Origin of the sequence: Agromyces mediolanus, assembly GCF_014648575.1 — a bacterium.
Classification (GTDB): domain Bacteria; phylum Actinomycetota; class Actinomycetes; order Actinomycetales; family Microbacteriaceae; genus Agromyces; species Agromyces mediolanus.
This window is the reverse complement of sequence record NZ_BMRJ01000002.1, coordinates 139,860-155,672: the sequence shown is the minus strand read 5'-3', so window position 1 is coordinate 155,672 and position 15,813 is coordinate 139,860. Positions and strand designations below refer to the sequence as shown.

General features: G+C 72.5%; 14 protein-coding genes. 3 read left to right on the top strand and 11 right to left on the bottom strand.

The window, feature by feature from the left end; all coding sequences use genetic code 11:
* Positions 1–75 precede the first annotated feature (75 nt).
* Both IEY71_RS10525 and IEY71_RS10520 read right to left on the bottom strand, forming a co-directional pair.
* Positions 76–1,806: an amidohydrolase gene (locus IEY71_RS10525; RefSeq protein ID WP_189085301.1), complete on the bottom strand. Its 1,731-nt coding sequence runs from the start codon at positions 1,804–1,806 to the stop codon at positions 76–78.
* Positions 1,803–3,254, bottom strand: coding sequence for an APC family permease (locus IEY71_RS10520; RefSeq protein WP_189085300.1), 1,452 nt, complete (start codon positions 3,252–3,254; stop codon positions 1,803–1,805). Before IEY71_RS10520 ends, IEY71_RS10525 begins: the two co-directional genes overlap by 4 nt.
* Positions 3,255–3,368: 114 nt before the next feature.
* Between IEY71_RS10520 and IEY71_RS10515 the strand changes: the two genes are divergently transcribed.
* Positions 3,369–3,971 carry a TetR/AcrR family transcriptional regulator gene (locus tag IEY71_RS10515; RefSeq protein WP_189085299.1) on the top strand — a complete coding sequence of 201 codons (603 nt, stop codon included), beginning with the start codon at positions 3,369–3,371 and terminating at the stop codon, positions 3,969–3,971.
* A 238-nt stretch (positions 3,972–4,209) separates the two neighbouring features.
* On the opposite strand, the gene IEY71_RS10510 is transcribed toward IEY71_RS10515, so the two are convergent.
* The 7 genes from IEY71_RS10510 to IEY71_RS10480 form a co-directional block, all read right to left on the bottom strand.
* Positions 4,210–5,931: a thiamine pyrophosphate-dependent enzyme gene (locus tag IEY71_RS10510; RefSeq protein WP_189085298.1), complete on the bottom strand. Its 1,722-nt coding sequence runs from the start codon at positions 5,929–5,931 to the stop codon at positions 4,210–4,212.
* Positions 5,928–7,400 (bottom strand): aldehyde dehydrogenase family protein, encoded by a 1,473-nt coding sequence (locus IEY71_RS10505; RefSeq protein ID WP_189085297.1) that lies wholly within the window; start codon positions 7,398–7,400, stop codon positions 5,928–5,930. The genes IEY71_RS10510 and IEY71_RS10505 overlap by 4 nt, the downstream gene beginning before the upstream one ends.
* The gene (locus tag IEY71_RS10500) at positions 7,387–8,676 is read right to left on the bottom strand and encodes an MFS transporter (RefSeq protein ID WP_189085296.1); all 1,290 of its coding nucleotides are present in this window, start codon (positions 8,674–8,676) and stop codon (positions 7,387–7,389) included. The genes IEY71_RS10505 and IEY71_RS10500 overlap by 14 nt, the downstream gene beginning before the upstream one ends.
* A 227-nt stretch (positions 8,677–8,903) precedes the next feature.
* A complete protein-coding gene (locus tag IEY71_RS10495) occupies positions 8,904–9,968 on the bottom strand; it encodes an ABC transporter substrate-binding protein (protein WP_189085295.1) in 1,065 nt (354 codons plus the stop codon).
* A 78-nt stretch (positions 9,969–10,046) separates the two neighbouring features.
* Entirely contained in the window at positions 10,047–10,862 is an 816-nt protein-coding gene (locus IEY71_RS10490) for an ABC transporter permease (RefSeq protein ID WP_189085294.1), read from the bottom strand.
* Complete coding sequence (locus tag IEY71_RS10485; RefSeq protein WP_189085293.1) at positions 10,862–11,710, bottom strand: ABC transporter permease; 849 nt, start codon at positions 11,708–11,710, stop codon at positions 10,862–10,864. The genes IEY71_RS10490 and IEY71_RS10485 overlap by 1 nt, the downstream gene beginning before the upstream one ends.
* Positions 11,700–12,488 carry an ABC transporter ATP-binding protein gene (locus IEY71_RS10480; RefSeq protein ID WP_189085292.1) on the bottom strand — a complete coding sequence of 263 codons (789 nt, stop codon included), beginning with the start codon at positions 12,486–12,488 and terminating at the stop codon, positions 11,700–11,702. The genes IEY71_RS10485 and IEY71_RS10480 overlap by 11 nt, the downstream gene beginning before the upstream one ends.
* Before the next feature lie 208 nt (positions 12,489–12,696).
* Between IEY71_RS10480 and IEY71_RS10475 the strand changes: the two genes are divergently transcribed.
* A complete protein-coding gene (locus IEY71_RS10475; protein ID WP_189085291.1) occupies positions 12,697–13,452 on the top strand; it encodes a GntR family transcriptional regulator in 756 nt (251 codons plus the stop codon).
* 73 nt (positions 13,453–13,525) lie between these two features.
* On the opposite strand, the gene IEY71_RS10470 is transcribed toward IEY71_RS10475, so the two are convergent.
* Together IEY71_RS10470 and lplAB are read right to left on the bottom strand one after the other, a co-directional pair.
* Positions 13,526–13,849, bottom strand: coding sequence for a hypothetical protein (locus IEY71_RS10470; protein WP_189085290.1), 324 nt, complete (start codon positions 13,847–13,849; stop codon positions 13,526–13,528).
* 217 nt (positions 13,850–14,066) lie between these two features.
* Positions 14,067–15,116 carry a lipoate-protein ligase LplAB gene (lplAB, locus tag IEY71_RS10465; RefSeq protein ID WP_189085289.1) on the bottom strand — a complete coding sequence of 350 codons (1,050 nt, stop codon included), beginning with the start codon at positions 15,114–15,116 and terminating at the stop codon, positions 14,067–14,069.
* A gap of 68 nt (positions 15,117–15,184) precedes the next feature.
* Between lplAB and IEY71_RS10460 the strand changes: the two genes are divergently transcribed.
* Positions 15,185–15,813 (top strand): histidine phosphatase family protein (locus IEY71_RS10460; protein ID WP_189085288.1); only part of this gene is annotated, 629 nt, incomplete at its 3' end.

The window sequence follows — 15,813 nt, the reverse complement described above, 5'->3', positions numbered from 1 at the left end:
CGACAAGCTCAGCGAACCAAACGCTTCGACAAGCTCAGCGGGCCAAGCGCTTCGACGAGCTCAGCGGACCAGCGGTCAGTGCCCGTGCGCGTGCGCGTCGCTGAGCTCGCGCCCGGCCGCCGGGTCGTCCGCCGCCGCGGATCCGACCGCCTCGGCCACCGCACCGAGCGAGTGCACCACCCGCCCGCCGACCATCGTGACCTCGGCGTGCTCGCCGAGGAGCCCCGCCGGGTCGTGCTCGTGCGCGTAGAGGTCGCCCGACCAGACGACGAGGTCGGCGTCCATCCCCACGGCGAGCCGGCCGCGCGAGCCCTCGAGGTGCCAGGCCCGGGCGCCGTGCACGGTGTACGCCTCGAGCGAGCGATCGAGGCCGACGCGCTCGGCGGCGGTCCAGGCATCCGTTCCGTCGAGCGCGGCGCGCGTCGCCGCCGAGAACACCCCGACGAGCGGGTCCATCTCCCCCACCTGCCAGTCGCTCGAGAACGCGACCGTCGCGCCCGAGTCGAGGAGGCTGCGGAACCGCCACGCGCGATCCCAGCGGGCTTCGCCGACGTTCTCCATCCAGGTGCCGGCGACGAGGTCGGGCGAGCAGTGCCGCGGCTGCATCGCGGCCGTCACCCCGAGCTCCGCGAAGCGGGGCAGGTCGTCGGGGTGCAGGCACTCCACGTGCACGACGCCGTGCCGGCGGTCGCTCGTGCCGTTCACCCGCTGCGCCTGCTCGATCGCGTCGAGCGCGAGGCGGATGCCGCCGTCGCCCGTCGCGTGCGTGTGTGTCTGCAGGCCGAGCCGATCGAGCTCGGTCACGATGTCGACGAGCTCGCGCCCGCCGTTCCCGGCGTAGCTCGGGCGGCCGCGCCGGCCGGGCCGGTTCGCGTAGTCCTCGAGCATGAGCGCGGTGTGCGGCTCGATCACGTCGTCGGCGTAGAGCTTGATCGGTCCGAGCCGCAGCAACCCCTCGGCATCCGCCTCGGCCGCCGCGCGGTCGATCGTCTCGCGGAGCCGCGCGCGGAACGCGCCGTCCGCCCCGACCGGGTGGAAGAGCGCCGCGATCACCCGCGAGCTCAGCACCCCCTCGGCGAGGGCGCGCTCGAACAGCGGCAGCTCGGCGAGCGGCACCTGCGGCTCGACCACCGTCGTGATGCCGAGCGCCGTCGCCATCCGCATGCTCGACTGCAGCTTGCGGTAGCGGCGCTCGGGCGAGTACATCGGGATGTCGCGCTGCAGCTCGGCGAGGCCCGCCTCGGTCATCGCACTCGTGTAGAAGTCGGTGACCCAGCCGGTGGGCTCGCCCGTCGCAGCGTCGCGCTCCGGCCTGCCCCAGGCGATCTCGCCGCCGGCGGCGATGCCGAGCATGCGCAGGGCCGCGTCGTTCAGCCAGACGGAGTGCTGGTCGTACGTCGTGACGAACATCGGCCGGCCGGCGGGGTCGAGCCCGGCGAGGTCCGCGGCGTTCGGGCGGCGGCCCTGCACGACGGCGTAGACGGCGTTCTCGGCGCAGATCCACGGCAGCTCGGGGCGTCGCGCCGCGAAGTCCGCAATGCGGCGGCGCACCTCGTCGAGGGTGTGCGCGCCCTCGAGCGAGACGGCGTCCTCGTCGAAGCCGAGCAGCAGATGGTTGTGGCTGTCGATGACGCCGGGCGTGACGAGCCGGCCATCCGCCTGCACCGTGCGGCGCGCCGCGGGCGCCGCGTCGGCCGAGCCGAGGTAGGCGATGCGGCCGTCGGCGACGCCCACCGCCTCCGCCCAGGGGGCCGCGGCGTCGAAGGTGCGCACGCGGGCGCCGGTGATCAGGGTGTCGAGGGTCACTTCACGGGCTCCGGTTCGTCGTCGTCGGCCTCGAGCAGGTGGGCGGCGCCCGGATTGCTGCGGAGGTAGAGCAGGTAGTAAAGGAAGCCCGCGGCGACGATGCCCGCCGCGAGGCCGAGGCTCAGCCACTGCGCCGGATCGAGGATGCCGACCACGAAGATCGTCGCGATCGCGATGAGGGCGACGACGGGCGGGGCGGGCCAGAGCGGCATCCGGAAGCCGCCCGTCGGCACCGTCTCGCCGGCGCGACGGCGGCGGACGACGAGGGCCGCGATGGCGATGAAGCCGTAGCTGAAGGCGAGGGTCGACCCGGTCGCGTTCAGCAGGATGTCGAAGGGCACGAAGCACGCGGCGAGGGCGATGACCCCCATGACGATCGTCGCGCGCACCGGCATCCGCGTCGTCGGAGAGATCGTCGCCAGCGGGCGGGCGATCGCGGCCGGCATGGCCTGGTCGCGTGCCGCCGCGAACAGCAGCCGGCCCGACTGCAGGGCGATCGCGATGATCGCGTTCACGATCGCGAGGGCGATCGCGACGAGGATGACGATCGAGACGGCCTCGCCGGAGCGCGCCGTGAGGAAGGACTCGACGGGCAGCGCCGCACCGAACAGCTCCTCGAGCGAGTCGGCGCCGAGCAGGATCGCCGACAGCGGCACGATCTCGGCGACGACCGTGATGAGCGCCGACCAGAGCACGGCGCGGGCGATGGTGCGGCGGGCGTTGCGGGTCTCCTCGGCGAAGTAGATGGCGCCGCCGTAGCCGTTGTAGGAGAAGATGCCCTGCGTCACGGCGAGCACGAGGCCGGCGATGCCGAGCGGGGCGAGCCCGCCGGTGGCGGCGTCGAGGGCCTGCGGGTCGAGCAGCGCCGTGACGGGGCGCTCGATGTGGATGAAGCCGAGCAGCGCGAGGAAGGCGAGCGCCGCCATCTCGACGAAGAGGAAGGCGCCGGTGACCCACGCGTTCGTGCGGATGTTGAAGCACGCGGTGACCGTGGCGAGCGCGATCACGATGAGGGCGGTCCACATCGGGTCGAGGCCGGCGATCGCGACGCCGAGGTAGTCGGCGACGCCGATGCCGAAGATCGCGACGATGAGCGGGAGGGTGATCAGGTTGATGAAGAAGACGGCGGCACCGGCGGCCGGGCCGAGGACGCGGTTCACGAGGGTGTAGTCGCCTCCGGCGATCGGATGCCTCGAACCGAGCTCCGCGTAGCAGTACGCGACGAGGAGGCTGATGACGCCCGCGAGGAGGAAGCCCCAGAAGACGCCGGTGCCGTAGGTGGCGAGGGCGGCCCCGCCGAGGATGAAGACGCTCGAGGCCGGCGAGATGCCCGAGAGCGTGATGAGCACGTTGCCGCCGACGCCGAGCGATCGCGAGAGCTGGGCGCCGTGCGTCGTCGTGGCGGCCGTGTCGAGGGCGGGCGGGCCCGCCGGGGTGGGGGTGGTCATGGGGGCGGTCTCTCTTCGTCGGGGAACCGTGCCGGCTGGGGCCGGTCGAATTCTTTGACGCTGGAGTCAAAGAATTCCCCGAGTCTGGCAAACGGGTCGGCTAGTGTCAAGGACATGGCCCGTCCCCGAGATCAGCGCGCCCGCCGCGAAGCGCTCATCGAGGCGACGTATGCCGCCGGGCGCATGCACGGGTTGCGCTCCCTCTCGCTGACCGACGTCGCCGCACAGGCCGGGCTCACCCGGGGCGCCATCCTCTACTACTACGAGGATCTCGACGCCCTCCTCGTCGAGGCGCACGCCGCCGGCATCGAACGGTTCTGCGACGCCCGCGACGCCGCCGTCGCGGCGCTCGACGACCCCCGCGAGCAGCTCTCGGCGGCCATCGCGGGAGGCCTGCCGAGCGGCCCCGACGACGCCCTGATGAGCCTGCTGTACGAGTTCGACGTGCTCGCGGGCAACTCGGCGTTGCACGACGAGCTCGTGCAGAAGCTCTACCTCCGGCAGCTCGGCACGTACCGGGGCATCCTCGCCGCGGGCCGCGCGAGCGGCGCCTTCGCCCCGCGGCTCGACGACGAGCAGCTCGCGATGACCTTCGTCGCCCTGGAGGACGCGTACGGCCTGCACATCGTCGGCGGCAACGCGCTCATGACGGTCGCGACCGCCGAGGCCGCGATGCGCGCCGTCGCCGCCGACCTCGGCTGCCCGGTGGGTCGCTGAGCCGCTCGTTCCCCGAGCTCGTCGAGGGGCCGCCTGGTTCCCCGAGCTCGTCGAGGGGACGGCTGGTTCCCCGAGCCGGTCGAGGGGCCGCTTCGACAGGCTCAGCGCACCAGGCGCTTGGACAGGCTCGCTTCGACAGGCTCAGCGAACCAGGCGCGCTTCGACAGGCTCAGCGAACCAGGCGCTTCGACAGGCTCAGCGCACCAAGCGCTTCGACAAGCTCAGCGAACCAGGACGCTCACTCCTCCGTGCGCACGTCGACGATGGCCGGCAGCCGCCTGCTCGTGACGTGCTCGACGGCCGCGGCGAGCGCGGCGTCCAGCTCCTCGACGCGTTCGACCCGCCATCCCGCGTCGATGCCCATCGACGCCGCGAGCGAGACGAAGTCGACCGCCGGATCGTCGATGCGCGTGCCGATTCCGGCATGCTCGGTCGAGCGGCCGCGCAGCTCCGCGATCTTCACGGCGTGCATGAACGAGTTGCCCCACATGCGGTTGTTCTCGACGACGATGAGGAGCGGCACGCGGTGCCTGGCCGCCGTCCAGAGTGCGCCGGGCGTCATCATGGCGTCGCCGTCGGACTGGATGTCGATGACCAGCCGCTCGGTGCCGCGGTGCGCGAGGGCCGCGCCGATCGAGGCGCCGAGCCCGTAGCCGAGCCCCGCCCCGCCGCTGGAGCCGAGGTAGCGGTCGACCCGGCCGATGTCCCAGATCCGGTGCACCCAGTTGTGCAGGCTGCCGTTCGCGAGCACCCGGTCGTGCCCCCGGGTGGCCGTGTCGAGCCGTGCCGCGAGCAGCGCCGGCGTGATGCGCTCGGCGTCGGCGGCGGTCGCCGCCCACGCGGTGCGCGCTGCCGCGGAGTGCCCGGTCGTCGCCGCGCCGCGTTCCTCCGCCCGGCGGCGCGCCTCGGGGCGCTCGGCGAGCAGGCGTTCCACCGCGGCGACGAGGAGCGGCAGCGTCGCGGAGACCTGCGCGGGCACGAGCAGTTCGGCCGGCTGGACGCGCTGCAGGTCGGCGGCCCAGGCCTTCGGGGCCAGGCCCGAGGTCGTCACCTGCAGCACGGTCGCCTCGGCGTCGAGCCCCGGCACGACCGCGACGTCGCGCACCTCGAGCGCGAGCACGACGTCGGGACGGGCGGGCAGCGGCATGCCGGTGAGGTTCAGCGGATGCCGCGTCGGCACGCACAGCTCGGTGCGGTTGTAGTCCCGCTGCACCTCGACGACCCCGGCGCCGAGCAGCTCGGCGAGCCGGACGAGGGCCTCGAGCGCGGACTGCTGGCGGTCGACGGACTCGACGGCGATGAGCGGCCCCTCCGCCTCGACGAGTCGCGCCGCGATCGCCTCGACCGCCGCGGGCGCAGGGGCGATGGCCTCCGCCGGGGCGTAGCGGCCGGGGTCGGGCACCCGGAAGCCCTCGGGCACGAGGTTCTCCTGGATCTCGGAGTCGATCGTGAGGTACACCGGACCCTGCGGCGCGGCGACGGCGAGCTGCCGACCGCGGATCATCGCCTCCATCGCCGCGGGCAGCGACGCGGGCTGGTCGTCCCACTTCGTGTAGTCGCGCACCTGCGTGGCCTGGATGTTCGCGGTGTGGATCCAGTCGATCCAGGGGCGGCGGAGCGCGGCATCCACCGGTCCGGTGCCACCCAGCAGGAGGAGCGGCACCCGGTCGCACCAGGCGTTGTAGATCGCCATCGTCGCGTGCTGCAGGCCCACGATGTCGTGCAGGGCGGCGGCGGCCGGCTTGCCGCTCGCCTTCGCGTAGCCGTGGGCGACCGCGACCGAGATCTCCTCGTGCAGGCACTCGATGATCTCGGGGGCGTCCGCCCGGCCGTTCACGAGGGAGTCGTGGATGCCGCGGAACGTCGCGCCGGGCGCGAAGGGGATGAGGTCGATGCCGAGTTCGACGAGCAGCTCGACGATCGCGTCCGAGCCGAACTCGGGGCCCGCCGGGGCGCTCACGCCGTCACCACGTTGATCGCGCGGAGCTGCGTGTAGCTCAGCAGCTCGTCGACGGACTCCTCGCGGCCGATGCCCGAGAGCTTGACCCCGCCGAACGGGACGCCGGGGAAGTGCGTCGAGGTGTCGTTGATCCACACGTAGCCCGCCTCGAGCGCGCGCGAGACGCGCAGCGCCCGGTCGAGGTCGCGGGTCCAGACGCTGCCGGTCAGCCCGTACTCGACGCCGTTCGCGATGCGCACGGCCTCCGCCTCCTCCCGGAAGGTCATGATGCTGACGACGGGGCCGAAGACCTCCTCCGTCGCGACCTCGAGCTCCGGGGTGACGCCGCCGAGCACGGTCGGCTGCACGGCGTAGCCGTCGCCGGGGCCGCGCCCGCCGCCCGCGAGCACCTCGGCACCGGCCGCGACGGCGCGCTCGATGAAGCCCAGGGCGCGGTCCTGCTGCCGGCGCGACACCATCGGCCCGATCTGCACGCCCTCCTCCCAGGGCCGGCCGAGTCGCAGCCCGGCGACGGCGCGCGCGAAGCGCTCGGTGAACTCCTCGGCGATCGACTCGTGCACGAGCACCCGCGAGGTCGAGCCGCACGACTGGCCGGCGAAGGCGAAGTTCATGCCCTTCACCGCCGAGGCGAGGGCGCGGTCGAGGTCGGCGTCGGGGAAGAGCAGCAGCGCGTTCTTGCCGCCGAGCTCGAGGGAGACGTGCTTGATGCCGACCTCCGCGCCCGAACGCTGGATGGCCCGGCCGACCTGGTGACTGCCGGTGAACGCGATGCGGGAGACCGCGGGATGCCGCACCAGCGCCTCGCCCGTCTCCGGTCCGCCGTGCACGACGGAGAAGACCCCCGGCGGCAGCACGCCGTCGGCGAGCTCCCCCATCCGCAGCGCCGAGAGGGGGGTGAGCTCGGACGGCTTCAGCACGACGGCGTTGCCGGCGACGAGCGGGGCGGCGAGCTTCGAGGAGGCGAACATGAAGGGGTGGTTGAACGGGATGATCCGCGCGACGACGCCGAACGGCTCTGGGAAGGTGAGGTGCAGGTTCCCGGCGCTCGCGGGGATCGTCTGCCCGACGAGCGAGTGGGCGAGGTCGGCGAACAGCCGCATCCGCTCGACCCCGGTCGCGGCGTCGATGCGCATCATCCAGAGCGGCAGGCCCGCATCGATCGTGTCGAGCCAGGCGAGCTCCTCGGCGTGCCGCTCGAGCACCGCGGCGAAGTCGCGGACGGCCCCGGCACGCTCCCGCGGGGTGGCCGCACCCCACGCGACGGCGCCGTCCGCGGCGCGGTCGACCGCGTCGCGGACGTCGTCGGCGTCGGCCGTCGCCGGCGCCACGAGCACCGTGTCGTCCGTCGGGTCGATGATGGGGATCGCGGGGCCCCGGCCGACGCGCAGCTCGTCGCCGATGCGCTGCCGCCAGGGGTGCGCCCCGATCTCCTCGATGCGTCGCCGCGCCTCGCGGTCAGACTCCGTCATGTGGATCGTCTCCTCTCGGGCTCCGGCCCGGGGGCCGTGAGCGTCGTCGTTCGCCCGGCGGCGTCGCCGGGCGTGGTGCGGTGGAAGCGGCGTCCCGGACGCCGCGGGAGATCGCGGGCACGCTGAGGGTGCTGGCGAGGCCGAGCGCGCCGACCACGGCGATGGCCCCGCCGATCGGCATGATGACCGTGAGCGCGCCGAGCAGTGCCGGCGCCACGAGCTTGCCGAGGTTGCGGATCGAGCCCGTCGCCCCGAGGAACGCCGAGCGGGCGCCGGGCGGGGCGGCGAGGCTCGCGGACACGTTGTTCAGGACGCCGAGCAGTCCGTCGCCCAGGCCCGAGGCCACCACGAGCGCGGCGAGCAGCGCTGGGCCGGCGGCTCCGACGAACCCGGTCGCGGGGAGCAGCGCGATCGGCAGCGCCGCGAGCACGAGGGCGAGGAGGGTGAGCCCGCCGACGCTCGAGCGCCGCAGCAGCCACGGCACGAAGATCGCGACCGAGGCGGCGACGAACGCCGAGCCGCCGATCATGAAGGCGATCTGGAGCGGCGTCATGCCGAAGGCGTCCACGGCGAGCAGCGGCACGTAGCTGAGGATCGTGAACTTCACGAAGAAGCGCACGAAGCCCGGCACCTGCACGGCTGCGCCGAACGGAGTGCCGAGCGCGCCGAGCGCGGCGCCGGCGAAGCCGCCGCGCGGCGCATCGTTCCGGCCGGTCACGGCCACGGGGCTCGGTCGCCCGGCGGGCAGCGCCCACCAGCAGAGCACCGCGATCGGCAGGGCCGCCGCCTGGAGGGCGAAGACCCACTGCCAGGAGGCGAAGACGAGTACCGCCCCCGAGACGATGGGGAACACCACCTCGCCCGCGGCCATCGCCACGAGCCGGGTGCGCTGCGAACGCGCGAGCTCCACCGCGTCGGCGGAGTGCGAGACCGCGGCGATGCTGAGCGAGAGCACGACGCCGAACGCCGCGCCCTGCACGAAGCGCAGCGCGACGAACGGCACCAGGGAGTCGACGAGGAACACCGCCGGGCCGCACAGCCCGAACACGGCGAGCGCCGCGGCGATGACGGGGCGCTCCCCGAAGCGGTCGCCGAACGCGGAGACGGGGAAGGCGATGAGCGCCGCGGCGAGCACGTACGCGATCGTGACGAGGGAGATCTCCGCGTCGGTGATGCCGAGCTCGGCCTGCAGCGCCGGCAGCGCGGGCGCCACGCCCTGCACGCCGGTGAGGCTCACCGTCGCCGCCGCGGTGACGGCGATCTCGACGCGTCGCATCGCGCTCCTCTCCTACTCGTTGGTTCGCTGAGCTCTCGTTGGTTCGCTGAGCCTGTCGAAGCGAGGAATCCGCTTCGACGAGCTCAGCGGACCATGCGCCGCGTGTCCGCTTCGACGAGCTCAGCGAGCCATGCGTCGCGTGTCCGCTTCGACGAGCTCAGCGAGCCATCCATCCCGGCGCGGACGACGGGCGCGGGGCCATCCCTCCCCGCGCCCGCCCGCGCGCGTCAGCCCTGGATGACGCCGTTCGCCAGTTCGACCGCGCGGTCCAGGGTCTCCCGGTCGACGAGCTCGGCCGGGTCGAGCGGCTCGCTCAGCACGCCGGAGGCCGTCGCGACCTCGACCATGAAGGCCATGCTGTCCTCGCTGAGGCCGCCGTCCTCGGTCCAGAAGGGGTACTCCTGGATGAGGTCGAAGAGCACCCGCAGGGCGTCCTCCTCGGGCGGGTCCTCGACGTAGGTGTTGACGGCTTCGACGAAGAGGTCGAAGTCGGCCTTCAGCTGGTGCATCGCGACGAGGGTGGTGGCGCAGTACTGGGCCGCGAGCTCGCGGTTCTCCTCGAGCCATCCGGCCTCCGCGGCCTGCACCTCCTTCACGAAGGTGTCGACGTCCTCGTAGAGCGTCGCGATCCGCACCGGATCGGTGACCTCCCCCTCGGCCTGCTCGTACTGGTCCTCGTGGATGACGGTCGAGTCGACCTCGCCCGCGGCCCACGCGGCGGTGCGCAGGCTGGAGCTCTCGATGATCTGCTGGTTCGGGATCTCCTGGATGCTGCGGGTCTCGCCGCTGCCCATGAGCAGCGCGTTCAGGATGATCGCGCCCGCGCCGCCGGGGCTGTCGATGCCGACCCGGGTCGACGCGTCGAACAGCTGGTCGATCTCGGTGACCCCGTTCGCCCCGGTGAGCACGAAGTCGTCCATGCTCACGTACGGGCAGAAGATCTTGAAGTCCTCGCCCTGCTGCCGGGCGGCGAGGATCGAGGAGATCGACGAGCCGAGCACGTTCGCCCGGCCGCCGAGCACGGTCTGCGCGGCGGTCGTGTGCGAGTCGAAGATCGTCACGTTGTCGTCGACGCTGAGCTCCAGGCCGAACTCGCCGCCGTTGTTGTCGACGCCGTAGACGAGCGGCACGAGCGAGGCCTGGGGGTTGGCGCTCAGCGCGATCTGGACGGTCTGCGGTTCGGCGTCGTTGCCGTTGCCGCCGGACGCGCAGGACGAGAGGGCGAGCACGGCGACGGTGCCGAGCGCGAGGGCAGTGGTGGTGCGCCGCCTGAGGCGGGGTGATGCTGACATGCCATTCCTCCTTGTGGTGCTGGTGATCCTTCTGGGGGGATGCCGACGGCGGCGCCGCCGGCCTGGGATGCGGCGGCGTCAGTGCTGCAGGTGGCGGGTCGCCCGGCGCTCCACGAGCGTCGCGATGCGCATGAGGACGAGGCCGAGCAGCATGACGAAGATGATCGCGGCGAGCAGCTTCGGGATGTCGAAGAGCGAGCCGGCGAAGAGGATGACCTCGCCGAGGTTGGCCGCGGAGAGCAGCAGCTCGGCGGTGACGGCGCCGCGGATGGCCCGGCCGACGCCGATGCGCAGGCCGACCACGACGAGCGGGAGCGCCGCGGGCAGGATGACCCCGGAGTAGAGCTTCGCTCCGCCGGCGCCGTAGGCCCGACCCATCTCGATGAGCGGCACCGGCGTCGAGCGCACGCCCGAGATGGTGCTCACCATGATCTCGAAGAGGCACCAGAGCGCGGTGAGGGTCACCCGGCCGTTGAGGTCGAGGCCCGTGTAGATGCCGATGACCGGGATGAACAGCGAGACCGGGGTCGCGTACGCGGCGTGCACGAGCGGTTCGAACACGTTGCGCGCGAAGCGGGAGGAACCGATCCACAGGCCCATCGGCACCCCGATCGCCACGGCGATCGCGTAGCCGAGCACCATGGTGAGCAGGGTGCCGGCGGCCGCGACGAGGAACTCGCCCGAGACGATCCCCTCCCAGAACGCCTCGACGACGTCGAAGAACGGCGGGATGGCGAAGGACTCGCCCTGCGTGCCGTACCACTGCCACGCGCCGAGCACGCCGAGCAGCAGGGTGATGCGGACGGTCCAGCCCCAGACCTTCCACGGGGGCAGCGGCGCGCGGACGGCGCGGCCGACGACGGGCGAGGCGCTGGTCGAGAGCTGCGCGGTCATCAGCGGGCCCCCGAGACGGCCTGCTCGACGTCGCCCGCCCACGGGGTGAGCTTGCGCTGCCCGTAGAGGAGGAGCGCCGTGAGGAACGCGCCGATGAGCACCACGGCCGCGGCGGCGGCGAAGAACTGCCCGAGCTCCCGCGCATAGCCGAGGCTCAGGAGCTTCCGCCCGGTGCCGATCGACACCCAGAGCTCGGCGACGACCATGCCCTGCACGGCCTGGCCGAGGCCGAGCCGCAGGCCCGTGATCACGAACGGCAGGGTGCCGGGGAGGGTGATGCTCCAGAGCCGGCGCACGGGCCCGACGCCGAAGGAGGTGCCCATCTCGGTCACGCCGCGGTCGATGGAGCGGACCCCGGCGGCCGGCGTGATGATCAGGTAGAAGACCGCGAAGAGGAACACGACGGCGACGCGGAACTCGAAGCCCGTGCCGAACAGCAGGATGATGAACGGCAGCAGCGCCGCGAGCGACGTCACGAAGAAGGCGTTGACGAACGGCCCGATGACGAAGTCGACGAACTTGAACTGCCCCATCAGCAGGCCGAGCGGGATGCCGACGACCGCCGCGAGGGCGAAGCCGACGAGCATCTGCTGGAAGCTCGCGAGCACCGTGAGGTAGGTCCCGTCGGCGAAGGACTCGATCGCGCCGGCGAGCACCTCGGGGATCGTGGGGAAGAAGAACGGCCCCACGTTCATGGCGAACAGCTGCCAGGCGACGAGGATCGCGCCCCACACGAGGGTGCGCTGGAACCAGGCCCGGTGGCGCAGCGGGAGTCGCGCCTGCCGTCCGCGCACGTACTGGACGCTCACGCCGGGCGTCGCCGTGGCGGGCACCGCGTCAAGCGACATCGGCGTTCATCCCCGCTTGGAGGGCGTGCCAGAGGCGCGTCTTCAGCCGGCCGAACTCGGCGGTGCCGCGCAGATCGTAGTCGCGCGGCCGGTCGAAGGGGATGTCGACGATGTCGACGACGCGCCCCGGCCGGCTGCCCATGACGACGACGCGGTCGGCGAGGTAGACGGCCTCCTCCATGTCGTGGGTGATGAGGACGGTCGTCTTCTGCTCGGTGCGCCAGAGCCGCTCGAGGTCCTCCTGCAGCACGACCCTGGTCTGCGCGTCGAGGGCGCCGAACGGCTCGTCGAGCAGCAGCATGCTCGGGCGGACGGCGTAGGCGCGCGCGATGCCGACCCGCTGCTGCATGCCGCCGGACAGCTGCCCCGGGTAGTGCTGCTCGAAGCCGTCGAGGCCGACGAGCTGCAGCACGTCGCGTACGATGCCTTCGCGCTGGGCGCGGTCGACGCGGAGGCATTCGAGGGCGAACTGGATGTTCCGGCCGACGGTGCGCCAGGGCAGCAGGTTCGGCTGCTGGAACACGACGCCGCGGTCGGCGCCCGGCCCGGTGACCTCCTGACCGCGCAGCAGGATCTGCCCGGTGGTCGGGAAGTCGAGGCCGTCGATGAGTCGGAGCAGCGTCGACTTGCCGCATCCGCTCGCTCCGATGATGGCGACGAACTCGCCCTCCTCGACCTCGAGGTCGACGCCGGCGAGGGCATGGGTCGAGGTCTGGGTGCGGCTCTTGCGCACCGTGAACGTCTTCGAGACGTCCCGGACGGAGAGGATGCTCGTCATCGGAGCACCCGCTTCCTCGCCTGCAGATCGCGCCGCTGCCGCTCCGCGAGCGAGCCGACATCATTGTTGGTTCGTTCGTGCTGAGTCTCCATTCTGGACACGATAGGGAGTCTCAGCTTCTTAATCAAGGATTCTGGATACGGGATCCCTCAATCTCTTCCGCCCGGGCGGGGTGATCGTGCAGACTGATCCGGAGACGGAGGCCCAGGTGAACGAAGCGCTGTCGACGAGCGCCCTCGCGGCGCTCGGCGAGCCCGCATCCAGCGACTACGAGCTGCCGGAACGCACCTCCTCGAGCCTGCAGGCGACGGCCGAACGGATGGCGAGCCGATACCGCTCCGTGGGCGACACGGTGGTCGAGGTGCTCCGCGCCGGCATCCTCGACGGCACGCTCGCCCCCGGCCAGAAGCTCCGCCAGGCGACCGTCGCCGAGATCCTCGGGGTCTCCCGCGTGCCGGTCCGCGCCGCGCTCATCCAGCTCGAGGCCGAGGGGCTCGTCGAGGCCGACGGCCGCCGCGGCGCGCACGTGAAGTCACTGACGCCGCGGCAGGCCCGCGAGCTCTACGACGTCCGCGCGGTGCTCGAGGTGGAGGCGCTGCGCCAGGCGATGGCCGAGATGACTCCCGATCGCCTCGAACGGCTCCGCGACCTCGCGCGCATCGCCGACGACGAGAACCACGGCGCCGGCTTCGTAGCCGCACGGGCCGCCTTCTACGGCGAGCTCTACGACGCCGAGGAGCGGGCCGTGCTCTGGGACACCATCGAGCGGCTGCGGCTCAAGGTCGGCCGCTTCGTGCTCGGCTGGCGGCTGCACGACGCACCCGAGCACGAGCGCACGCACACCGCCCTCGTCGAGGCCGTCGCGAGCGGCGACGTCGAACGGGCGACGGCCGTGCTGCGCGGGCACCTCGCGGGCATCCGGGACGCCGTCGTCGCCCGGCTCGAGGCGGACGCGCCCGACTAGGGAACTGGTTCCCCGAGCCCGTCGAGGGGCCGCTTCGACAGGCTCAGCGAACCAGGCTCAGCGAACCACGACGCTAGACGTCGAGCCGGATGCTGCCTCGGAAGCGGTCGGAGGGATCGGGCTCGGCCGCGGGGTCGCCCTGTTCGTCGGCGAAGGCGATGCCCTTGTCGCCGTCGGGCGTGGGCGCCGGCGTGGGCAGCCGGTTCTGCTTGTCCATCTCGAGCTGCGCCTCGTACTTGCGCGGCGCGAAGACCTCGTCGCCGATCATGAGCACCGCGTGCCCGGACGGCTTGCCGCGCTTCGTCTTGTCGGAGAGGTCGATCCACCCCCGGCGCACCAGGAACGCGGCCACCGCCACCACGACGACGGCGATCAGCGTCCAGGCCCACCACTCCATCCGGGCGATTGTAGCGTCCGACGCTGAGCGTTCCTCGCGCCATCCACCCGTCCCGCCACGAAGGCGACCCCGAGGTCGCATGAACGGCGACTTCCGAGCCTGTCACCGTGCGCTTCGCGCGACTCCACCTCGTGGAGTCGCGCGAACGGATGCCTCGGGCCGCTCGCCTGCGCCGTTTGCGCGACTTCTCGGTGCGGGTGGGGGAACGACCGGCCGCCTACGGGACCCGGTTGAGCCACTCCGCGGTCGCGAACTTCGAGGCGACGAGCTCTTCGGCCTCGGCGAGCTCGTCGGGCGCGACCGTGCCGGGCTGCGCCCCGTACAGGGACACGAAGGTCTGCTTCAGACGCTCGATGATCTCGGCGCGGCTGAGACCCGTCTGCGAGCGCAGCGGGTCGACGCGCTTCGCCGCAGAGGCGATGCCCTTGTCGCTGATCTTCTCGCGGCCGATGCGCAGCACCTCGAGCATCTTCTCGTTGTCGAGGTCGTACGACATCGTCACGTGGTGCAGCACGCCGCCGTTGCCGAGCCGCTTCTGTGCGGCCCCGCCGATCTTGCCGGCCGGGCTCGCGATGTCGTTGAGCGGCTGGTACGTGGCCTCGATGCCGAGCGAGCGCAGGCCCTGCAGCACCCAGTCGTCGAGGAAGGCGTAGGAGTCGGCGAAGCTCATGCCCTGCACGAGCTCGGCCGGCACGTACAGGGAATAGGTGACGACGTTGCCCTTCTCCATCATCATCGCGCCGCCGCCCGAGATGCGCCGGACGACCTCGAAGCCGTGCTTGGCCGCACCCTCCGGGTCGACCTCGTTCTTCACCGACTGGAACGAGCCGATCACGACCGCGGACTCGTCCCACTCCCAGAAGCGCAGCGTCGGCTTGCGCCGGCCGTCGCCGACCCGGCCCGCAAGCACCTCGTCAAGGGCGAGGTGCAGGCGCGGCGGCACCGCGGGATCGTGCACGAGCTCCCACTCGTAGTCCGCCCAGCTGCGCGCCTCGGTGAGGGCGCGGCGCACGACCACGGCGACCGCCTCGGGCGAGAAGCCGAGCAGCACCGCGTCGGGGCGGAGGCCGTCGGCCACCGCCTTCGCGATCGTCTTCGCATCGGATGCCGCGGGCAGGCCGTCGAGCGCCCGGTCGAGGTCGCCGAGCGCCTCGTCGGGTTCGAGGAAGAAGTCGCCGGCGACCCGCGGATTGCGGATCAGTCCGTCGACGACATCGAAGTCGACGACGACGAGCTTGCCCCCGGGAACCTTGTACTCACCGTGCATGCCCCCAGCCTACGGATCCGACGGCGGGAGCACGCCGGTTCGCCGGAACTCGGGCCTACGCTGGAACCATGACGACGTTCTTCCTCGCTCGCCACGGCGAGACCGTCTGGCACGCCGAGCACCGCTACGCGGGCAACTCCGACGTCGCGCTCACCCGGCACGGGCTCGGCCAGGCGGCGGCGCTCGGCGCCTGGGCCGTCGACGCCCGGCTCGACGCCATCGTCGCCTCGCCGCTCAGCCGCGCGCAGCGCTCGGCCGCCCCCGCCGTCGAGACGACCGGCCTCGAGCTGCGCACCGAGCCGCGGCTCGTCGAGGTCGACTTCGGCGTCGCCGAGGGGCTCACCCCCGACGAGCTCGCCGAGCGGTTCCCCGCCGAGTGGGCGGCGTTCTGCCGCGCGCCCGCGTCGAACCCGTTCCCCGGGGGCGAGTCGGGACGCGCGGGCCTCGCCCGGGCGCTGCCCGCGCTCGATGAGCTCGTGCAGGAGTTCCCCGACGGGCGTGTGCTGATCGTCGCCCACGCGACCCTCATCCGGCTGCTGTTCTGCGAGCTGGCGGGCATGGATCCCGACGGCTACCGCGACCTGCTGCCCGTGCTCGGCAATTGCAACGTCACGACGATCGTCTACCCGTGGTCGATGGAGTCGAGCGCGAGGCATCCGAACCATCCCCGCATGCGCCTGCTCGGCTTCGACGTCCC

Coding starts and splice junctions, on each gene's coding strand:
- IEY71_RS10500 (WP_189085296.1), bottom strand. CDS start 8,676: ATGCGACGCGTCGAGATCGCCGTCACCGCGGCGGCGACGGTGAGCCTC.
- IEY71_RS10490 (WP_189085294.1), bottom strand. CDS start 10,862: ATGACCGCGCAGCTCTCGACCAGCGCCTCGCCCGTCGTCGGCCGCGCC.
- IEY71_RS10520 (WP_189085300.1), bottom strand. CDS start 3,254: ATGACCACCCCCACCCCGGCGGGCCCGCCCGCCCTCGACACGGCCGCC.
- IEY71_RS10485 (WP_189085293.1), bottom strand. CDS start 11,710: ATGTCGCTTGACGCGGTGCCCGCCACGGCGACGCCCGGCGTGAGCGTC.
- IEY71_RS10480 (WP_189085292.1), bottom strand. CDS start 12,488: ATGACGAGCATCCTCTCCGTCCGGGACGTCTCGAAGACGTTCACGGTG.
- lplAB (WP_189085289.1), bottom strand. CDS start 15,116: ATGCACGGTGAGTACAAGGTTCCCGGGGGCAAGCTCGTCGTCGTCGAC.
- IEY71_RS10495 (WP_189085295.1), bottom strand. CDS start 9,968: ATGTCAGCATCACCCCGCCTCAGGCGGCGCACCACCACTGCCCTCGCG.
- IEY71_RS10505 (WP_189085297.1), bottom strand. CDS start 7,400: ATGACGGAGTCTGACCGCGAGGCGCGGCGACGCATCGAGGAGATCGGG.
- IEY71_RS10515 (WP_189085299.1), top strand. CDS start 3,369: ATGGCCCGTCCCCGAGATCAGCGCGCCCGCCGCGAAGCGCTCATCGAG.
- IEY71_RS10470 (WP_189085290.1), bottom strand. CDS start 13,849: ATGGAGTGGTGGGCCTGGACGCTGATCGCCGTCGTCGTGGTGGCGGTG.